Source organism: Marinobacterium alkalitolerans (assembly GCF_017776525.1).
Taxonomy (GTDB): Bacteria; Pseudomonadota; Gammaproteobacteria; order Pseudomonadales; family Balneatricaceae; genus Marinobacterium; species Marinobacterium alkalitolerans.
Genome location: NZ_JACVEW010000025.1, coordinates 29,901 through 49,690 on the forward strand (window position 1 = coordinate 29,901; position 19,790 = coordinate 49,690).

At 56.1% G+C, this 19,790-nt stretch carries 19 protein-coding genes; 4 read left to right on the forward strand and 15 right to left on the reverse strand.

Features of this window, described 5'->3' with window-relative positions; translation table 11 throughout:
- Positions 1-6 precede the first annotated feature (6 nt).
- From H9C73_RS13830 to rpmH, 15 genes are all read right to left on the reverse strand, one after another.
- Positions 7-543: a F0F1 ATP synthase subunit delta gene (locus H9C73_RS13830; protein ID WP_209288491.1), complete on the reverse strand. Its 537-nt coding sequence runs from the start codon at positions 541-543 to the stop codon at positions 7-9.
- Between the two features lie 12 nt (positions 544-555).
- Positions 556-1,026 carry a F0F1 ATP synthase subunit B gene (locus H9C73_RS13835; RefSeq protein WP_209288492.1) on the reverse strand — a complete coding sequence of 157 codons (471 nt, stop codon included), beginning with the start codon at positions 1,024-1,026 and terminating at the stop codon, positions 556-558.
- A gap of 70 nt (positions 1,027-1,096) precedes the next feature.
- Positions 1,097-1,324, reverse strand: a complete 228-nt coding sequence (gene atpE / locus H9C73_RS13840; protein WP_010324484.1) for a F0F1 ATP synthase subunit C — start codon at positions 1,322-1,324, stop codon at positions 1,097-1,099.
- A gap of 80 nt (positions 1,325-1,404) precedes the next feature.
- On the reverse strand, positions 1,405-2,247 hold the full coding sequence (gene atpB, locus H9C73_RS13845) for a F0F1 ATP synthase subunit A (protein WP_209288493.1): 843 nt from the start codon (positions 2,245-2,247) through the stop codon (positions 1,405-1,407).
- 26 nt (positions 2,248-2,273) lie between these two features.
- On the reverse strand, positions 2,274-2,792 hold the full coding sequence (locus H9C73_RS13850; RefSeq protein WP_209288494.1) for an ATP synthase subunit I: 519 nt from the start codon (positions 2,790-2,792) through the stop codon (positions 2,274-2,276).
- 47 nt (positions 2,793-2,839) lie between these two features.
- Positions 2,840-3,733: a ParB/RepB/Spo0J family partition protein gene (locus H9C73_RS13855; protein WP_209288495.1), complete on the reverse strand. Its 894-nt coding sequence runs from the start codon at positions 3,731-3,733 to the stop codon at positions 2,840-2,842.
- Positions 3,733-4,551: a ParA family protein gene (locus tag H9C73_RS13860; RefSeq protein WP_209288496.1), complete on the reverse strand. Its 819-nt coding sequence runs from the start codon at positions 4,549-4,551 to the stop codon at positions 3,733-3,735. The genes H9C73_RS13855 and H9C73_RS13860 overlap by 1 nt, the downstream gene beginning before the upstream one ends.
- Before the next feature lie 2 nt (positions 4,552-4,553).
- Positions 4,554-5,177 carry a 16S rRNA (guanine(527)-N(7))-methyltransferase RsmG gene (gene rsmG / locus H9C73_RS13865; protein ID WP_209288497.1) on the reverse strand — a complete coding sequence of 208 codons (624 nt, stop codon included), beginning with the start codon at positions 5,175-5,177 and terminating at the stop codon, positions 4,554-4,556.
- On the reverse strand, positions 5,177-7,084 hold the full coding sequence (gene mnmG, locus H9C73_RS13870) for a tRNA uridine-5-carboxymethylaminomethyl(34) synthesis enzyme MnmG (RefSeq protein ID WP_209288498.1): 1,908 nt from the start codon (positions 7,082-7,084) through the stop codon (positions 5,177-5,179). The genes rsmG and mnmG overlap by 1 nt, the downstream gene beginning before the upstream one ends.
- A gap of 819 nt (positions 7,085-7,903) precedes the next feature.
- Entirely contained in the window at positions 7,904-8,482 is a 579-nt protein-coding gene (locus H9C73_RS13875) for a YceI family protein (RefSeq protein ID WP_209288499.1), read from the reverse strand.
- Position 8,483: 1 nt separating this feature from the next.
- Complete coding sequence (locus H9C73_RS13880; RefSeq protein ID WP_209288500.1) at positions 8,484-9,053, reverse strand: cytochrome b; 570 nt, start codon at positions 9,051-9,053, stop codon at positions 8,484-8,486.
- A gap of 97 nt (positions 9,054-9,150) precedes the next feature.
- Entirely contained in the window at positions 9,151-10,518 is a 1,368-nt protein-coding gene (mnmE, locus tag H9C73_RS13885) for a tRNA uridine-5-carboxymethylaminomethyl(34) synthesis GTPase MnmE (RefSeq protein ID WP_209288501.1), read from the reverse strand.
- A gap of 66 nt (positions 10,519-10,584) precedes the next feature.
- Complete coding sequence (gene yidC / locus H9C73_RS13890; protein ID WP_209288502.1) at positions 10,585-12,252, reverse strand: membrane protein insertase YidC; 1,668 nt, start codon at positions 12,250-12,252, stop codon at positions 10,585-10,587.
- An 18-nt stretch (positions 12,253-12,270) separates the two neighbouring features.
- A complete protein-coding gene (rnpA, locus tag H9C73_RS13895) occupies positions 12,271-12,639 on the reverse strand; it encodes a ribonuclease P protein component (protein ID WP_209288503.1) in 369 nt (122 codons plus the stop codon).
- Positions 12,640-12,669: 30 nt separating this feature from the next.
- A complete protein-coding gene (gene rpmH, locus H9C73_RS13900; protein WP_209288504.1) occupies positions 12,670-12,804 on the reverse strand; it encodes a 50S ribosomal protein L34 in 135 nt (44 codons plus the stop codon).
- 440 nt (positions 12,805-13,244) lie between these two features.
- On the opposite strand from rpmH, the gene dnaA reads away from it, so the two are divergent.
- The 4 genes from dnaA to gyrB are packed head-to-tail and all read left to right on the forward strand — an operon-like array spanning position 13,245 to position 19,619.
- Positions 13,245-14,906: a chromosomal replication initiator protein DnaA gene (gene dnaA, locus H9C73_RS13905; RefSeq protein ID WP_209288505.1), complete on the forward strand. Its 1,662-nt coding sequence runs from the start codon at positions 13,245-13,247 to the stop codon at positions 14,904-14,906.
- A 29-nt stretch (positions 14,907-14,935) separates the two neighbouring features.
- Positions 14,936-16,042 (forward strand): DNA polymerase III subunit beta, encoded by a 1,107-nt coding sequence (gene dnaN / locus H9C73_RS13910; RefSeq protein WP_209288506.1) that lies wholly within the window; start codon positions 14,936-14,938, stop codon positions 16,040-16,042.
- Positions 16,043-16,092: 50 nt separating this feature from the next.
- A complete protein-coding gene (gene recF / locus H9C73_RS13915) occupies positions 16,093-17,202 on the forward strand; it encodes a DNA replication/repair protein RecF (protein WP_209288507.1) in 1,110 nt (369 codons plus the stop codon).
- Entirely contained in the window at positions 17,199-19,619 is a 2,421-nt protein-coding gene (gene gyrB / locus H9C73_RS13920) for a DNA topoisomerase (ATP-hydrolyzing) subunit B (RefSeq protein WP_209288508.1), read from the forward strand. Before recF ends, gyrB begins: the two co-directional genes overlap by 4 nt.
- Positions 19,620-19,790: the final 171 nt, after the last annotated feature.

Here is a 19,790-nt window from a genome sequence, read left to right on the forward strand (position 1 = left end):
TCACACTCAGGAATTCATCGCTTCGGCCAGTTTCGCCAGTCGTGCACGAACGGAACCGTCGATCACAAGGTCATCAGAGCGAACGACCACACCCCCGATGATGGATTTATCCACCTGAGATGTCAGTTTCACTTCACGACCCAGCTTGCTGCTGAGGGCTTGCGCCAGTTTTTCCTGCTGCGCGTCATCCATGGCAAATGCGGTTGTCAGGTCAACATCGACCTTCTTCTCCAGATTTGCTTTCAGGATTTCGAACTGTGCAGCGATTTCCGGCAGCAGGGCCAGACGGCGGTTTTCGGCCAGCAGGCAAATAAAGTTCTTACCCGCTTCATCGATCTGCTTGGAGCAGATATCGATAACCAGTTCCGCTTTCTGTTCTACCGACAGCGCCGGGTTGCTCAGCACTCGTGCCAGCTCGCTGTCCTGAGCCGCCTGGGCGGCCAGGGACAGCAGGCTGGACCACTGATCGAGGTTGCCCTTCTCGCGCGCATACTCGAATGCGGCTTTGGTGTAGGGCCGAGCGACTGTATTGAGTTCAGCCATCGTAAACCTCGCTTAAAGCTCAGCGGCCAGTTTCTCAACCAGCTTAGCGTGCGCTTTTTCGTCAACAGAGGCTTCCAGAATCTTTTCGGCACCGGCAATTGCCAGCGCACCAACCTGTGCACGGAGAGCTTCCTTCGCACGGTTGATTTCCTGCTCGATTTCAGCTTCGGCAGAGGCTTTCACGCGATTTGCTTCCTCGCGTGCCTGCTCCTTGGCTTCTTCGACGATCTGGTTAGCCCGCTTGTTGGCCTGTTCAATGATGGCGGCTGCCTCTTCCTTGCTGGCACGCATGTCGTCAGCGGCTTTTTCCTGAGCCAGCTTCAGATCACGTTCAGCACGGTCGGCCGCATCAAGCCCTTCGGCAATCTTCTTCTTACGCTCAGCCAGCGCACCGGTAATCGGCGGCCAGACGTATTTCATACAAAATACGACGAAGAGGAAGAATGCAATGGCCTGACCAATGATGGTGAGATTGATATTCACGCCATTACCTCTCGCGGTTGTCTGTTCAAGTAGTTGCCCACAGGGGGCAGAACGCTATTCAAACTACTTATTAGCCAGCAACAGCGAACAGGACGTACAGACCCAGACCCACACCGATCATCGGGATCGCGTCGACCAGACCCATGACGATGAAGAACTGGGTACGCAGCAGCGGTACCAGCTCAGGCTGACGAGCAGCACCTTCCAGGAATTTGCCACCCAGGATACCGATGCCGATAGCAGCACCGATTGCACCCAGACCCAGCATCAGAGCAGCAGCGATATACAGCAGTTCCATTTTCTTCTCCAACAGTTTTTCAAGGTTAAGTTTAAGTTTTCAAGTTTTACAAAAGTAAATCGTTAGCTATCCGATCGCACTCAGTGATCATCGTGAGCCATGGCCAGGTAGACGATTGTCAGGACCATGAAGATGAACGCCTGCAGCGTGATGACCAGAATGTGGAAGATCGCCCAGGGCACGGACAGTACCCACTGCGCCCAGAACGGCAGCAGTGCGATCAGGATAAAGATCATTTCACCGGCATACATGTTACCGAACAGTCGCAGAGCCAGGGATACCGGCTTGGCCAGCAAGCCCACGACTTCCAGGAACAGGTTGAACGGTGCGAAAATTTTCGGCAGCGGCTGGAAGGACAGCTCCTTGATGAAGCCACCAATGCCCTTCTGCTTGATACTGTAGTAGACGATCAGAGCAAACACACTCAGAGCCATGCCGCCGGTCGCGTTTACGTCAGTGGTCGGTACGATCTTCATGTAGTGCACGCCCATCTCGTTAAAGATGTAGGGCACCCAGTCGATCGGCACCAGGTCCATCAGGTTCATCAGGAACACCCACACGAAGATGGTGAGCGACAGCGGCGCAATCACCGGGTTCTTGTGGTGGAAGATCCCCTTCACGTTGTCGTCAACGAACTCGATGATGGTTTCAACGAAGTTCTGACCGCCACCCGGTACGCCAGATGTCACGGACTTGGCGACCTTGCGGAAGAGCCACATGAACAGCAGCCCCAAACCGATTGACCAAAGCAGAGTGTCCACATTCACGGCCCAGAAGCCGAACTCGTGCGGCAGCGCCAGCTCACCGTTTGCCGGATCGGTGTTCACGAAACGCCAGCTGTCGGTCTTTTCGTGGTAGCCGAACGTAAGGTTCGTCAAATGGTGCGATATGTACTCTGAGGATGTAACTGTTCCACTTGCCATTCTCAGTTTCTCTCATTCAAAGTTTTTCAGGAACCGGTCTTGAACAGCTTCACCTGCAGCATCCAGCCGGATAATTGCAGCAGAATGAAGGTGCCAAATAGGGAAAATGGGCTCAGAGGTCGAACCAGCAGGAAGGTAGCACTGAAAAGTGCGACCGCCAGCATCATTTTCCCTATTTCGCTCGCGTACATACTGACCAGTACGGTGCGTGCACTGTTGGCATGACGATTACCCAACGCGCGCCAGGTAAAATACAGATTCGGTATCAGGTAGAGGCCGCCCCCCAACAGGGCCGAATAGGCTTCGACCCGGCCAAGCAGCAAACAGGCCGCAGATACGAGCAGTATCAACGCGGCCTGTAACAAAAAGATGCGCATGAACCCGCGAAAGCTGCGCTGCCCGTGTCGGCTGCGCGCTGCCGGGGCCTGTTCCGCCTCATCTTTTCTCAATTCCGATCCTGTTTTCCGCCTGAACAGTGCCCAAATTGCGGCCCGATTATAGGCATTCCCCCCCATATTCTCAACTGAAACCGCACGCTTTTGCACTAAGGTCTTAACGAAATTCGCCTTTGTGTGCGCTCTGTTGATCGGGGTCAGCCAAGCAGCTCCAGGATCGCTTCCAGCTCTTCGTGGGATTTGAAATCAATGGCAATTCGCCCCTTGCCGCGGGCATTGGCCTTGATCGTGACCGGTGCGGAAAAGCGCTGGGACAGCTCACCGGCACGCTGTTGCAGACGCGGGTCCGGCTCAGGCTCGGCCTTGCGCGCCGGCTGCTCCTCCTGCTGCTGATAGCGCTTGACCAGTTGCTCCGTTTCACGCACAGAAAGCCCCTTGGACACGACCTCATCCGCTGCCTTGATCTGCATCAGCCCTTCCAGCGCCAGCAGCGCACGGGCATGCCCCATCTCCAGGTCACCGTACTCCAGCATGCGCTTGACCTCGTCACTCAGGCTCATCAGGCGCAGGAGGTTGGCGATGGTGGAGCGGGATTTGCCGACCGCATCTGCGACCTGCTGCTGGGTCAGTTCAAACTCGGTCTGGAGGCGATGCAGCGCCAGCGCCTCTTCCATCGGGTTCAGGTTTTCGCGCTGAATGTTCTCGATCAGCGCCATGGCGATGGCCGCCTCGTCAGGCACATCACGAATCACAACCGGGATGCGGCTGAGGCCGGCCATCTCGGCGGCCCGCCAGCGGCGCTCACCGGCAATGATTTCGTAACGCCCTTCCGTTTCCAGCGGACGCACGACGATCGGTTGCATCACGCCCTGGGACTTGATGGAGCTGGCCAGATCTTCCAGTGCCTGGGGCTCCAGATCCCGGCGTGGCTGATAACGCCCACGCTGCAGGCTATCCAGCGCCAGTTCCTGCAGGCCTGACTGAGACTCATCAGGGGCCGAGCCCTGTTCGGCTACCGCCTGACTGCCTGCCGATACATCTGACAGCAGCGCATCCAGTCCACGCCCAAGACCACGTTTCTTTGCAACCATTACTCAGCTTCCTGTTCCGTCATAACCGCTTGTTCTGTGTTATTTGTCGCTTCCTGTTCGGTCCGGCGAATCAATTCTCCCGCCAGTGCCAGGTAGGCCAGCGCACCGCGCGAGTGCTTGTCATACTGCAGGGCCGGCAAACCGTGACTGGGGGCTTCAGCCAGGCGCACGTTGCGCGGTATCACGGTGCGATAAACGCGATCACCAAAGTACTCCACCAGATGTGATGACACGTCTTTGGTCAGGCTCATGCGCGGGTCGAACATGGTGCGCAGAATGCCTTCGATCTTGAGCGCGGGGTTCAGGCGCTGATTGATCTTGTTGATGGTGCCCACAAGGGCACTGATCCCCTCCAGGGCATAGTATTCACACTGCATCGGTATAATCACGCCGGATGAAGCGGACAGCGCATTCACGGTCAGCAGGTTCAGTGAGGGCGGGTTATCGATCAGGATGTAGTCATAGTCATCCATCACCGGCATGAGTGCCATTTTCAGGCGAAACTCTCGTCTGGGCAGCTGCAGCAGCTCAACTTCGGCCGCCGTCAGATCACCGTTGGCACCTGCGACATGATATCCACACTCGGTATCGGTAATGATGCAGGCCCTGGCATCGGCCTGGTCCGTCAGCAGCTCGTAAACCGAGTGTTCCAGCTGATGCTTGTCTATGCCGCTGCCCATGGTGGCATTGCCCTGAGGGTCCAGGTCGATCATCAACACACGCTTGTGGGTCGCAGCCAGGGACGCGGCCAGATTGACACAGGTGGTCGTTTTACCCACGCCCCCTTTCTGGTTGGTAATGGTGATGATTTTCGCCACGCTCATACTCTCCCTAGAACCAGCAGATGCCGCTCCCCGTCAGTGACCGGCAACTCCAGCCGGTGGCTTTCGAGCAATTTGAAGCCGGGAGGTATCTGCTCGATTTCCGAATCAGGATACAGCCCTTTCATGGCAAGAAAAACTCCTTCCCGGGTGCAGAGGTGACCGCTCAGGGTCAGCATGTCTGCCAGGGAGGCAAAGGCCCGCGATGCCACCATGTCAAAGGCCGGTTCCTGCACTGATTCAACGCGCCCGTTGATCACGGACAGGTTTTCCAGGCCAAGCTCGGCCTTCACCTGAACCTGAAACCGGGTCTTCTTGCCGTTGCTGTCCAGAGTCGTCACCGCCAGATCGGGACGGCAGATGGCCAACGGAATGCCGGGCAACCCCGGACCGCTGCCCACATCCAGCAAACGGCCCTCGCCGATCCAGGGCAGAATACTGAGGCTGTCGATCAGGTGACGGTTGATCATGGCTGCAGGGTCTCGCACTGCCGTCAGATTATATGCCTTGTTCCACTTCACCAGCAGACCGTGGTAGGCCAGAAGCATATCCGTCTGTTCGGGAGTCAGTTCAATCTGCAAGGGCTTGAGGCCTTGCAGCAGTAGCTGCCGATAATCCTGCATCAATGTGCCGCCTGTTGTGTCTGGCCACTCGCGGTGGATTTCATGTGTCGTTTTTTCAGATACACCAGCAGCAACGATATCGCGGCCGGTGTCATCCCCTGAATACGGGACGCCTGTGCCAGGGTAGCCGGTCGCTGTTCGCTCAACTTGGCTTTCAACTCGTTGGAAAGGCCGCTGACCTGCTGGTAATCGAAGTCATCCGGCAGCGCCGTATTTTCCTGACGTCGCATCTGCTCGATTTCATCACGCTGACGATCAATATAGCCGGAATACTTGAGCTGAATTTCAACCTGCTCGGCCGCCTGAGCATCCTGCACCGGCTCACCCTTGAGTTCTGCCACGTCGGCATAGCCAAGCTCCGGGCGCTTGATCAGGTCTGCCAGGTTGTATTCGCGTCCCAGGGGCGTTTTCAGCTTTTCATTCAGCGCTTCGGCTTCTGGCGTCGACGGGTGTACCCAGGTGCTGCGCAAACGCTGTAATTCCTGCTCCATCGCTTCGCGTTTGGCCTCAAAGCGCGCCCAGCGCTGGTCGCCGACCAGCCCCAAATCACGGCCCTTCTCGGTTAATCGCAGGTCCGCGTTATCCTCGCGCAGAATCAGCCGGTATTCCGCCCGGCTGGTGAACATGCGATAGGGCTCGGAGGTGCCGTGCGTAATCAGGTCATCCACCATCACTCCGATATAGGCATCATCACGGCGCGGATACCAGCTCTCACGCTCAAGTGCTTGGGCTGCGGCGTTATAGCCGGCCAACAACCCCTGTGCGCCGGCTTCCTCATAACCGGTGGTGCCGTTGATCTGACCCGCGAAAAACAGGCCGGGCACATGGCGTGTTTCCAGCGTGTGTTTCAGATCCTGCGGATTGAAGAAATCATACTCAATGGCATAGCCCGGACGCGTGATATGAGCGTGTTCAAAACCGCGGATCGAGCGAACCAGTTCCATCTGAACATCAAATGGCAGACTGGTGGAGATACCGTTGGGGTACAGCTCATGGGTTGTCAGCCCCTCGGGCTCCACAAACACCTGATGGCGATCCTTGTCCGCAAAGCGGTTGATCTTGTCTTCAATGGACGGACAGTAACGCGGCCCGATGCCTTCAATCACCCCGGTATACATGGGTGAACGGTCAAGACCACTGCGAATGATCTCGTGCGTGCGAGTGTTGGTGTGGGTGATGAAACAGTTCACCTGCTGGGGATGTTCATCTGCCGATCCCATGAATGACATGACGGGGGTCGGGCTATCGCCCGGCTGAGGTTCCATCACGCTGAAGTCGACACTGCGTGCGTCTATGCGCGGGGGTGTCCCTGTTTTCAGTCGGTCAACCCGAAACGGCATTTCGCGCAGCCGCTCAGCCAGGCGGATTGACGGTGGATCACCGGCGCGACCACCCGAATGGTGATCCAGTCCGATGTGAATCACGCCACCGAGGAAGGTTCCCGCCGTGAGTACTACGGAACGGGCATGAAAGCGAATACCGGTTTGGCTTACGACACCCGCAACGCGCTCGCCTTCCATGATCAGGTCATCAGCGGCCTGCTGAAAAATATGCAGATTGGGCTGGTTTTCCAGAATGCTGCGAATGGCAGCCTTGTAAAGCACGCGATCAGCTTGGGCACGAGTGGCACGCACGGCAGGTCCCTTGCGAGCGTTCAATACCCGGAACTGGATACCGCCTCGATCGGTTGCACGTGCCATGGCACCGTCCAGGGCGTCAATTTCCTTCACCAGATGGCTTTTGCCAATACCGCCGATGGCAGGATTACAGGACATCTGTCCCAGTGTTTCGATGTTATGGGTCAGGAGCAGGGTTTTTGCGCCTGTGCGAGCAGCAGCCAATGCCGCTTCTGTCCCGGCATGTCCGCCACCAATCACGATCACATCATAGCGGTCAGGGTAATCCACTGAAGGCCTCACAAGATTGCAGGTTATCGCTGGCCGTCTGGCCGAAGAAAAGGCTGACAAGTATAGCGTTCTGTGAAGCGTTAAGAAATGGTCAAAAAATGTTCAGCCTGTTTGACCGGCCTGTCTTTCTTCTCTTAAGAAAAAGAAAAGATATATATAAGAAAAGATTACTGTGATTGTTTATGTTTAGGGGCGCTCTTTTCTCGGGATATCCATTTAAAGGCTAATAGTTTCATGCAGTTACACGAAGTACATCCCTGTCATCCAAATACCGGGAGTCTGGTTGGGGCCTGAGGACAGCCTGTGTGTGAAATGGCTGTTTATTCACAGGCAAAGTTTGTCCCGCTGTTGCGCACAGTTATTCACCGGTGGATATCACAGCGAACCCCCAACCCGATGTGGATGAATTGTTCCGGGGAAAAGTCCATCGGTATCCTGTTGGTAATCTGGGCGTAACCGAGTTGTGGGTCAAATAGGATCCACGAAAACTGTGAGTACGCATGTGAACAAACCTGTGAATGGCTTGTATAACTCTGCCTGAAGTTGAAGAGGCAGTTTGTGGATTAAGTTTGTTGAAATGCACGGCAAACCCTATAAGCCCTTTATTTTCAATGTCTTATTAGGTTGCCGTATGTGATCAAGTATGTGGAGAACGAGTTTAACCCACACCGATTCAATGGCTTGAATCCGTTGTTGTATGTCATACATACAGTTTTCAGTGGGAAAAAAATTTTGTGTGGATGAAAAAAATAAGGAAGGGAGGTGTGTATAAGTGGCGGCCGAGGGGAACGGCCGCACCAGGGAGGCAGTAAAGGGGCGTTACTGACGGATACCCTCAACGCTGAGGATCAGGGTGACTGCTTCAGCATCAGGCCCAAGCTGTGCGTTGATACCGAAGTCTGCCAGGCGAATCTTGGTGGTGCCTTCAAAGCCGGCACGGTATCCACCCCAGGGGTCTTCACCTTCACCCAGCAGGGCGGCGTCGATCACGACTTCTTTGGTCACACCGTGCAGGGTCAGATCACCGGTTACCTTCAGACGACCGTTATCCAGTGCTTCCACCCGGGTAGATGTGAAGCCTGCTTCCGGGTAGGTGTTCACGTCCAGGAAATCGCCGCTGCGCAGGTGCTTGTCACGCTCGGCGTGGTTGGTATCAACACTTGCCGGATCGATGCTGACACGCACTGCACTGTCTTGCGGCTGGTCGGCATCCCAGCTGAAGGTACCGCTGAAGTCATTGAAGCGACCGTACAGCCAGCTGTAGCCAAGGTGGCTGATTTTGAAGTTGATGAACGCATGCTGGCCCTGGCTGTCGATCTGGTAATCAGCCGCCTGGGCGTTCACGCCAGACAGAGCCAGGGATGCGCCAAGGGTAAGACTTGCCAGTACTTTTTTCATATCAGTGTTCCTCCGTTTGAATCGGGGTCGGTTTAAGCATTCGGATCAGGGTAGTGTCGCGGTCCAACAAGTGGTGCTTGAGTGCGCCTGCGGCATGCAGGGCCGCGAGTCCAAGCAGGATCATGGCAGCCCAGAAGTGAATCCAGCCGGACAGGTCGGCCTGGTTGTCCAGTCCACTGATCAGCGCAGGCACTTCAAACAGGCCGAAGAAGCTGATGCCATCCCCTTTTGCGGTTGAGATCAGGTATCCGCTCAGCAGTATGACGGCCAGAAGTCCGTAGAGGAGTCCATGGGTCAGGCTGGCGAGCCGTTTTTCCCAGGGCTGATGACCCACGGGCGCCTGTGGTGTTGGCTGGCGCCAGCGCCAGAACAGGCGGAAAGCCAGCAGCACCAACAACAGCAGGCCAATGCTCTTGTGCCAGAAAGGGGCTGTTTTGTACCAGGGACTGTAATAGTTCAGGTCCACCATCCACAGGCCAACAATGGCCAGTCCGATGATGGCAATGGCCATCAACCAGTGCAGCAGAATGGCGATCCAGCCATAGGATGAGGTGTGGTTGTTGAGTTGCATATGACTCCTCCATCAGATGCCGCTATTTTGGCAGCCCGTCTGGAGGAGATGAATGCAGGCATTTGGCAGAAATTGATCGAAAAAACTGATCCTTTGGCTATTTTCCGATGCAGAATGAGCTGAAGATACGTCCCAGCAGGTCATCGGAGGTAAATTCACCGGTGATTTCATTCAGCACCTGCTGGGCCTGACGCAGATCTTCGGCCAGCAATTCTCCGGCGCCATGCAGCTGCAGTTGCTCGGCGCCGGTCTCCAGCAGTTCGCGCGCACGTTCCAGTGCATCAATATGGCGGCGGCGGGCCATGAAACCGCCTTCAGTGGTGCTGCTGAAGCCCATTACCTCTTTGAGATGCTGGCGTAGCAGGTCCACACCTTCTCCATCGCGCGCGCTCAGGGAAAGAAGTGTGTACTCACCCTGCTGTGAAAGCCCGATTGGTTCGCCGGTCAGGTCGGCCTTGTTGCGGATCAGCGTGACATGGCTGAAATCATCCAGATGACTGGCCAGTTCAGGCCAGAGCTGTGCCGGATCGGTGGTGGCAGACCGCGAGCTGTCGACCATCATCAGAATACGGTCTGCCTTGCGGATCTCTTCCCAGGCGCGATCAATGCCGATCCGTTCAACCGCATCAGGTGCGTCCCGCAGACCGGCCGTATCGATGATATGCAGTGGCATGCCATCGATATGAATATGTTCGCGCAGCACATCCCGGGTGGTGCCTTCGATATCGGTGACGATGGCGGTTTCACGCCCGGCAAGGGCATTGAGCAGGCTCGACTTGCCGGCATTGGGGCGCCCCGCAATTACCACATTCATGCCTTCTCGCAGCAGGCTGCCCTGTCGGGCTTCCTGCCGTACCTCTTTCAGTTGCGACAGAATGGTTTCCAGATCGGCCTGAACCTTGCCGTCAGCCAGAAAGTCGATCTCTTCTTCCGGGAAGTCGATAGCGGCTTCGACGTAGATACGCAACTGGATCAGTGCTTCTACCAGCGCATGTACTCGCTCGGAGAAGGCGCCCTGCAGTGAGCGCAGAGCGCAGCGGGCGGCCTGTTCGGAGGAGCTGTCGATCAGGTCTGCGATGGCCTCGGCCTGAGCCAGATCGAGCTTGTCATTGAGGAACGCGCGCTCGGAGAACTCGCCCGGGCGTGCCAGTCGTGCACCCAGTGTGATGCAGCGTTGCAGCAGCAGGTCGATAATAACTGGACCACCATGGCCCTGCAGTTCGACCACGTCTTCGCCGGTAAAGGAGTGGGGATTGGGGAAATAGAGCGCGATGCCCTGATCAAGCTCCTGGCCACCCTCGCCCAGAAACGGCGTGTAGTGCGCGTGACGGGGTTTGGGAGTGAAGCCGAGCAGCTGTTCGGCAATGCTCAGGGCCTGCGGACCGGACAACCGGATAATGCCAACGCCGCCGCGTCCCGGTGGTGTTGCCTGTGCTGCGATAGTGTCCTGAGTCTGCCCCAACATGCCTGTCTCCCCATACAATGAAAAAGGCTCCCGAAGGAGCCTTGTATTCTACTCTGGTCAGACGCCCTAGTCTTTGGCGGCGCTGCCTTCGATCTGCTTGTTGATCACATACTGCTGGGCGATCGACAGGATGTTGTTGACCAGCCAGTACAGTACCAGACCTGCCGGGAACCAGAGGAAGAAGAAGGTGAAGATAATCGGCAGCATCTTCATCATCTTCGCCTGCATGGGGTCAGGCGGTGTCGGGTTCAGCATCTGCTGGATGAACATGGTGATGCCCATCAGGATCGGCAGAATGAAGTACGGATCCATCTGCGACAGGTCCTGAATGTAGCCGAAGAAGGGCGCGTGGCGCAGCTCGACCGACTCCATCAGTACCCAGTACAGGGCGATGAAGACCGGCATCTGGACCAGGATCGGCAGACAGCCACCCAGCGGATTGATCTTCTCCTTCTGGTACAGCTTCATCATCTCCTGAGACATCTTCTGACGGTCGTCGCCGTACAGCTCTTTCAGGCGCGTCATCTCAGGTGCGAACTTGCGCATCTTGGCCATGGACTTGAACGCCTTTGCGTTCAGGTGGAACAGGGCCGCCTTGACCAGGATGGTGATGCCGATGATGGCCAGACCCCAATTGCCGACAACGGTGTGGATCCACTTCAGCAGCATGTAGAGCGGAGACGCGATCCACCAGAGCCAGCCGTAGTCGATGGTCAGCTCCAGGTTGGGCGCAATCTGCTCCAGCTGGTCGATATCCTTGGGACCGGCATAGAAGGTTGCCGATACGGACTGGCTTTCACCGGCGGCTACATTGAAGCTCGGTGACAGGAAGCCAACCAGATACTGGTCATTCACCTTGCGTGACTGGTAGGTGTACTCGGCACCCGGCTCGGGTACCCAGGCGCTCAGGAAGTAATGCTGGACCATGGCAACCCAGCCATCCGGGCTGGTGGCCTTGAAGCGCTCTTCATCCATGTCGCCGAAATCAACTTTCTGATAGTTGTTTTCAGCGGTAGAGAACACGGCACCCAGATAGGACTGCATGCCCATGGAGGTCTGCTGGGAAGGATCACCAGTGCCATCACGCTTGATCTGGCCAAAGAGAACAGCGCTGAAGGGCTCAGTTCCTGCGTTATTGACCAGGAATTCCACGTCCACATCGTACTCGCCCCGCGCGAAGGTGAAGCGCTTGGTAACGGTCACACCCTTATCGGTGGTGAGGGTCAGGTCAACCTGCAGACTGTCACCTTCCAGCTCGTATTCGCTCTTGGCACTGCTGTAAACCGGTCGACCTTCACTGGCAGCATCGGGGCCATCCTGACCAACCAGGCCGCTCTGTGCCACGTAGGTACGGTTGGCATTCTGTTCCAGCAGGACAAATGACTGGTTGGAATTGAGGGCCGACTCATGCTGCGGCAGAGCAGCGTGAATAATGTCACCGCCCTTGGGATCGATCAGGAGCTCCAGCACATCGGTGCGCACCTTGATCAGGTTGCCGTTGCTGGCCTCGACTTTGGAATCAGCGGTTACCGGCACATCAGCGCTGGTTGCGGCATCACCTGCCTGGGGCAGCTCGGATGCGGCCTGACCATTACTGTCGTAGGCGGAAACGGTTGCAGCCTGTTCCTGTTGCGGCTGTTGCTGGGCGGGGCCGTAATCTTCATTCCACTGCAGCACCATCAGGTAGGAGACCAGTGCCAGAGCGGCGATCAATATGACTCGCTGTACATCCATGGTGGTAGAACCATCAGTTTATTGTGTGAGCTTTCGGGCTTTTTTGCTGGCACGCGACCAACAGCGCCTGATCATGTCATGCACATCCGGATTGTCGAGATCATCAAGTCCCTTGCGGGCCAGAATAATCATGTCCAGTGCCGGAAGTTGATGCTGGTGCAGGCGAAAGGATTCGCGAATGATACGCCGAACACGGTTGCGTTGCACCGCCCGACGGACATTTTTCTTGGATATGACGAAACCGATCCGGGGATGTCCCAGATCATTAGGGCGGGCCAGGATCAGCAGGTGCCGGTCCGGTACTTTGACGTCAGCACGGTCGAATACGCGCTTGAAATCCCCGCCGGTTAACAGACGTAGCCGGCGGGGATATCGGAAATCGGTCATTCAGTCATGCGACCTTATGCAGAGTCTGAATTATGCAGACAGACGCTTACGACCTTTGGCGCGACGGCGGCTCAGAACCTGACGACCATTTTTGGTAGCCATGCGGGCACGGAAGCCGTGATTACGTTTGCGTTTCAGAACGCTGGGTTGGAATGTTCTTTTCATTGCCTCAGTCCTACTTACACTGATGTACGTGAGGTGGCTGATATCCACGGGTAAAAAATCAAGACGCGAAATTCTAAGGAATCGCTGGTTGTCTTGCAAACACTTTTTGTATGAATAGTGCACATTTCCGGTTGTGCTGACGAAAAGGTGAGTATCAGCCTGCGGGGGCACTCATTTTTAATAATTCTGTTGATAAACACAATTACATTTTTATTTTCAATTTGTTGGTCTGTTATTAACCCTGAGAAAAAGCTGTCATCAACTGTTTTTTCGGGATGATACGAGGTGTTTTAGGGTGAATTTTAATCAGCTGTTTCGGTTGTTCACTTCGGCGTGAAAAAAACATCAAGTATTGTGGATAACCGGCGCTGCAGCAGGTAGAATAGCGGAATTACGTTGTTTAACCCGAAGACGGATGAAAGTGCTTGGGAGCATGATGGATGTCGGTTGACCTTTGGGAACAGTGCCTGAATGCGCTGCAACAGGAGTTCCCGTCCCAGCAATTCAATACCTGGATCAGGCCGCTGAGAGCTGACGCCTGCTCGGAATCCGAGTTGGTGCTGGTAGCGCCCAATCGCTTTGTGCGTGACTGGGTCGCTGACAAGTTTCTCGCCCGCATCCAACAGGCGGTTTCCGAAGCGACAGGCAGCATGAGTACCGAAGTGAGACTGGATGTCTCAGGCCCCGGTGCTGCAGCGCCTCGTGCCCGTACTCAGGTTGCGCGAACGCGCTCGACACGTTCTGCAGCAGAACCCCAGGTGCGCCCTTCACCGTCGCCGATGGCACCTGCCGCTACCCCTGCGCATGACAACATTCCGTCCATGCGCCCTGCTGCTCAGCCACAGATGTCAGCGCCTCAGGCTGCTGCTCCAAATGGCATTTCGCCCGAGTCTTTGGGTACACCGGAACAATCGGTATCCCAGCCTTCAACGCCAGCCGTGTCGGAACAGGCTCAGTTGGAGCCGGCCCAGGATGACCTGACCCCGCAGATGGGGTTCTTCGATCAGTTCGAGACTGCGCCCGAGCACCCCGTAGGTGCTCCCGGTGGGCGTCGGGTTGAGGTGGAAGGCGGTGTGCGTCACCAGTCCAACCTGAACCCCATGTTCACCTTCGAGTCCTTTGTACAGGGCAAGTCGAACCAGTTGGCGCTGGCTGCGGCACAGCAGGTAGCCGACAACCCGGGCGGTTCCTATAACCCTCTGTTTATATATGGTGGTGTTGGTCTGGGTAAAACGCACTTGATGCATGCGGTGGGAACCGAGATGCTCAAGCGCAACCCCAACGCGCGTATCGTGTATCTGCATTCCGAGCGTTTTGTGGCTGACATGGTCAAGGCGCTGCAGTTGAACGCGATTAACGACTTCAAGCGCTATTACCGCTCGGTTGATGCACTGTTGATCGACGATATCCAGTTCTTTGCAGGTAAGGAGCGCTCTCAGGAGGAGTTCTTCCATACCTTCAATGCCCTGCTCGAAGGTGGTCAGCAGATGATTCTGACCAGTGATCGTTATCCGAAAGAGATCAGTGGTGTCGAAGAACGTTTGAAGTCCCGTTTCGGCTGGGGGCTGACGGTGGCGATCGAGCCGCCTGAGCTGGAAACCCGAGTTGCCATACTGATGAAGAAGGCGCAGGAGGCGCAGGTGAATCTGCCCGATGATGCGGCCTTCTTCCTGGCACAGAAGATTCGTTCCAATGTGCGTGAACTGGAGGGCGCGCTCAAGCGTGTCATTGCCAACGCGCATTTCACAGGTAATGCGATCAATACACCCTTTATCAAGGAATCCCTGAAGGACCTGCTGGCGCTTCAGGATAAACAGGTTAGTATTGATAATATTCAAAGGGTTGTAGCGGACTACTACAAGATCAAGGTAGCTGATCTGCTCTCCAAGCGGCGCAGCCGTTCCGTGGCCCGGCCGCGCCAGATGGCGATGAGCCTGGCGAAAGAGCTCACCAACCACAGTTTGCCGGAAATCGGTAATGCCTTTGGTGGTCGCGATCATACGACGGTGCTTCATGCCTGTCGCAAGATCAAAGAGCTCCGGGAAACCGATACCGATATTGCAGAAGATTACAAAAACCTGCTGCGTCATCTGACGGCGTAGTAAAAGGACCTGACAGGGTAGCCCGAATCATGAGACTTGTTATATCTCGCGAAGCGCTCATTAAACCACTGCAGCTGGTAGCTGGTGTTGTGGAACGCCGTCAGACACTGCCGGTGCTGTCCAACATTTTGTTGGTGGCCGAAGGTGATCAGCTGGCGTTGACCGGTACCGATCTTGAAGTCGAGCTGGTGGGGCGTGTACAACTGGACGAGCCTGTTGCCGAGCCCGGTTCGGTGACGGTCCCGGCGCGCAAACTGATGGACATCTGTAAGTCCCTGGCGGATGACGCTCGCATTGAGCTGGAGCTGTCCGGCCAGAAAATGATGATTAAATCCGGGCGCAGCCGTTTCAGCCTGTCCACCCTGCCCGCGCAGGAATTTCCCAACGTGGAAGACAGCCCTGAGACCTTTGAGCTTCAGCTGCCGCAGTCGTCTCTGCGTCGTCTGATTGAGCAGACCGGTTTCTCCATGGCCCAGCAGGACGTGCGTTACTATCTGAATGGCATGTTGCTGGAAGTGGCAGACAGCGAGCTGCGAACCGTTGCCACCGATGGTCACCGTCTGGCCACGGCGGTCAGCACGGTTCAGACCGACGCCGGTTCCCAGCAGCAGATCATTGTACCGCGTAAGGGTATTCTGGAGCTGGCCCGCCTGCTTCAGGGCGGGGATGAGCTTGTGCGTTTGGTCATTGGTGCCAACCACATCCGTGCCAACGTGGGAGATTTTACCTTCACCTCCAAGCTGGTCGACGGCAAGTTCCCGGATTACCAGCGCGTGATTCCACGCAACGGTGACAAGGAGCTGCTCGGTGATCGTCAGGAGTTGCGTCAGGTGTTCAGCCGTATTGCGATTCTGTCCAATGAGAAGTACCGCGGCGTGCGCCTTACCCTGAATGACGGCTATCTGCAGGTGATGGCCAACAACCCGGAGCAGGAAGAAGCGGAAGAGACCGTCGCCGTTGACTACCAGGGTGGCCCCCTGGAGATCGGTTTCAACGTCAATTACCTGCTGGATGTGCTGTCCATCCTGAACTCTGATGTGGTGCGCTTTACCCTGCTGGACTCCAACAGCAGCGCTCTGATTCAGGGCTATGATGAGCCCGATGCACTCTATGTCGTCATGCCGATGCGCATGTGATGGCATTCAGGGGGCCTCGTCCGAGGCTCCCTGCCCACCTCTTTCCTTTCATGCCGCTTAAGCAGCTTAAAATCGAGCATATCCGTAACCTTGAGCAGGTGAACCTGTCGCCCCTCAGTCGTATCAACATCCTCTACGGGGATAACGGCAGTGGCAAGACCAGTGTGCTTGAGGCCATCCACTTTCTGGGGCTGACTCGCTCCTTTCGCAGTGGACAGTTTCGTCACCTGGTTCAGGAAGGCTGCGACCGCTCGCTGGTATTTGCCCAGGCAGACCCGCTGGCCAATGGCCAAAGCAAACCGCTGGGGGTCGAGCGTCATCTGGAGGGTGATGTCAGGGCGCGTTATGCCGGGGCTTCTCTTGGTCCGGCGGACCTGGCCGAACTCTTGCCGATCCAGGTTATCAACAGTGATACCTTTGACCTGCTCGATGGCAGCCCGGGCACCCGGCGGCAGTTTCTGGACTGGGGAGCCTTTCATGCGGATGCCACGTTTATCCAGTACTGGCGGGGCTTCAAGCGCGCACTCAAGCAGCGCAACTCACTGCTGAAATGTGGTAAAATTGACCCTCGCATCAGACGGGTCTGGGATGCGGAGTTTGTGCATTATGCCGAGCAGATGACCAGCTTGCGCCAAGCCTATATCGACCAGCTCAGGCCTGAGTTTGAAGCCGTTTTAAGCGCATTGCTGCAGGGTGTTGAGGTTCGTCTGTTGTTCAGTCCCGGCTGGGATCAGTCCAAGGGGCTGGAGCCGTTATTGGAAGCCGGCTTCGAGCGAGACCTGCGTCAGGGGTTTACCAGCCTCGGCCCGCAGCGAGCTGACTTGCGCTTTAAGGTTGGAACGCTCAATGCAGCAGACCGCCTTTCCCGTGGCCAGAAAAAACTTGTCGTCAGCGCGTTCAGGCTGGCGCAGGGTGCATTGTTCCATCGATTGAGCAATCGCGCCTGTATATATCTGATTGATGACCTGCCATCGGAACTTGATGAGCGTCATTGTCGGCAATTTTGTGAATTCCTGCAGGCGAGCGCCAATCAGTGCTTCATAACCTGCGTGGATCCGGGATACCTCAGCCGTATCTGGGATCCGGAGACGGATGTGGCACTGTTCAGGGTGGAATCCGGTACGTTAACGCACATGGGTGCGCCAGGAGATCAAATATGAGTGGTGAAAACCAGAATTACGACTCGTCCAGTATCAAGGTACTGAAGGGGCTGGATGCCGTCAGGAAACGTCCGGGCATGTATATCGGTGATACCGATGATGGCAGCGGCCTGCATCACATGGTGTTCGAGCTGGTCGATAACGGTATCGATGAGGCACTGGCCGGACACTGTTCCGAGATCGGTGTCATCATTCACCCTGACGAGAGTATCACTGTATCGGATAACGGTCGTGGTATTCCCACCGATATTCATGAAGAAGAAGGTGTTTCAGCGGCCGAAGTGATCATGACCGTCCTGCATGCAGGCGGCAAGTTTGATGACAACACCTACAAGGTTTCCGGTGGCCTTCATGGCGTGGGTGTATCGGTTGTAAACGCCCTGTCTGCCGATCTGAAACTGACGATTCGCCGTGCCGGTAAAGTGCATGAGCAGATTTATCACCACGGTGTACCGGAAGCGCCGCTCAAGGTTGTCGGTGAAACAGACCAGACCGGCACCATCGTGCGTTTCAAACCGTCTGAGGAAACCTTCAGCAATATTCAGTTCCAGTACGACATCCTGGCCAAACGACTGCGTGAACTGTCGTTCCTGAATTCCGGTGTACGGATTCGCTTGAAGGATGAGCGCTCTGGGCGTGAAGAGGTGTTCGAATACGAAGGCGGCCTGGCGGCGTTCGTTGAGTTCCTCAACAACAACAAGTCACCCGTGAACAAGATCTTTCACTTCAATGCCATGCACGAAAACGGCGTGGGTGTTGAGGTGGCCCTGCAGTGGAATGACAGCTTCCAGGAAAGCCTTCACTGTTTTGCCAACAACATCCCTCAGCGTGACGGTGGTACCCATCTGTCCGGTTTCCGAACCGCGCTCACCCGCTGCCTCAATAGCTATATTGAATCCGAGCAGCTGAACAAGACGGGCAAGGTCAGCACCAGTGGTGATGACAGCCGTGAAGGCCTGACCGCTATCATTTCAGTCAAGGTACCTGATCCCAAGTTCTCGTCGCAGACCAAGGACAAGCTGGTATCGTCTGAGGTCAAAACTGCCGTGGAGCAGCTCATGGGGCAGTTCCTCAATGAGTACCTGCTGGAGAATCCGCAGGACGCCAAGGCGGTTGTACAGAAGATGATTGATGCGGCTCGTGCGCGTGAAGCGGCTCGCAAGGCGCGTGAAATGACACGCCGCAAAGGGGCGCTGGACGTGGCAGGTCTGCCCGGCAAGCTGGCTGACTGTCAGGAAAAGGATCCGGCACTGTCTGAACTCTACCTGGTGGAGGGTGATTCTGCGGGCGGCTCCGCCAAGCAGGGACGCGACCGTCGGACCCAGGCGATTCTGCCGCTCAAGGGCAAGATTCTGAACGTGGAGAAGGCCCGCTTTGACAAGATGCTCACCTCCGCTGAGGTTGGCACCCTGATTACAGCACTGGGGTGTGGCATTGGACGCGAGGAGTTCAATCCGGAAAAACTGCGTTACCATCGTATTATTATCATGACCGACGCTGATGTGGATGGCTCGCATATCCGCACCCTGCTGCTGACGTTCTTCTTCCGTCAGATGCCGGAGCTGATTGAACGCGGTCATATCTATATTGCGCAGCCTCCCCTGTACAAGATCAAGAAGGGTAAGCAGGAGCAGTACCTCAAGGATGACGAGGCATTGGACAACCACCTGCTGCAAGGCGCTCTGGACGGTACGAGCCTGTACCCCGGTGAGGACTCACCAGCAATCTCCGGGCCTGCACTTGAATCGCTGATTACACGATACCGTCAGGTTGAACGTATCTGTGATCGCCTGAGCCGTGTATATCCTCATGAGGTGCTCAAGCGTCTGCTGTACCTGCCGACCCTTACGCTCGACGCTCTGGCGGACAAGGATCAGGTTCAGGCCTGGTCAAATCAGTTGTGTGATGCCCTCGTCAATTACGTCGATGGTGGCGACCGCTACTCCTGTACTCTCCGTGAGGACCGTGAGCACAGCCTTTATCTGCCGGTTATCAAGCTGGTACAGCACGGGGTTGATACTGACTATGTGCTGGATGTCGAGCTCTTCCGCTCACGTGATTATGCGGCCATCGTTGATCTGGGTACTGAGCTTCAGTCCCTGCTGGAAGACGGCGCCTACCTTCAGCGTGGCGAACGACGCTTCGGGCTGACAGAGCTGGGTCAGGGTATTCTCTGGTTGCTTGAGCAGTCACGTCGTGGCAACTCAATTCAGCGCTACAAGGGTCTGGGTGAGATGAACCCTGATCAGCTTTGGGAAACCACCATGGACCCGGATGCCCGTCGCATGCTCCAGGTGTCCATTGATGATGCCATTGCTGCGGACCAGCTCTTCACGACTCTGATGGGTGACGAAGTTGAACCGCGTCGTAATTTTATTGAGTCCAACGCCTTGAATGTATCCAACCTGGATATCTAATCTTTAGCCGGACGTAAGGCTTTAAAAACCGCTCCACTGTGAGCGGTTTTTTTTGTGCCTGCACTTCGTCTGTATCAGGCTATTATGTGCACCCTGCACCCTGCACCCTGCACCCTGCACCCTGCACCCTGCACCCTGCACCCTGCACCCTGCACCCTGCACCCTGCACCC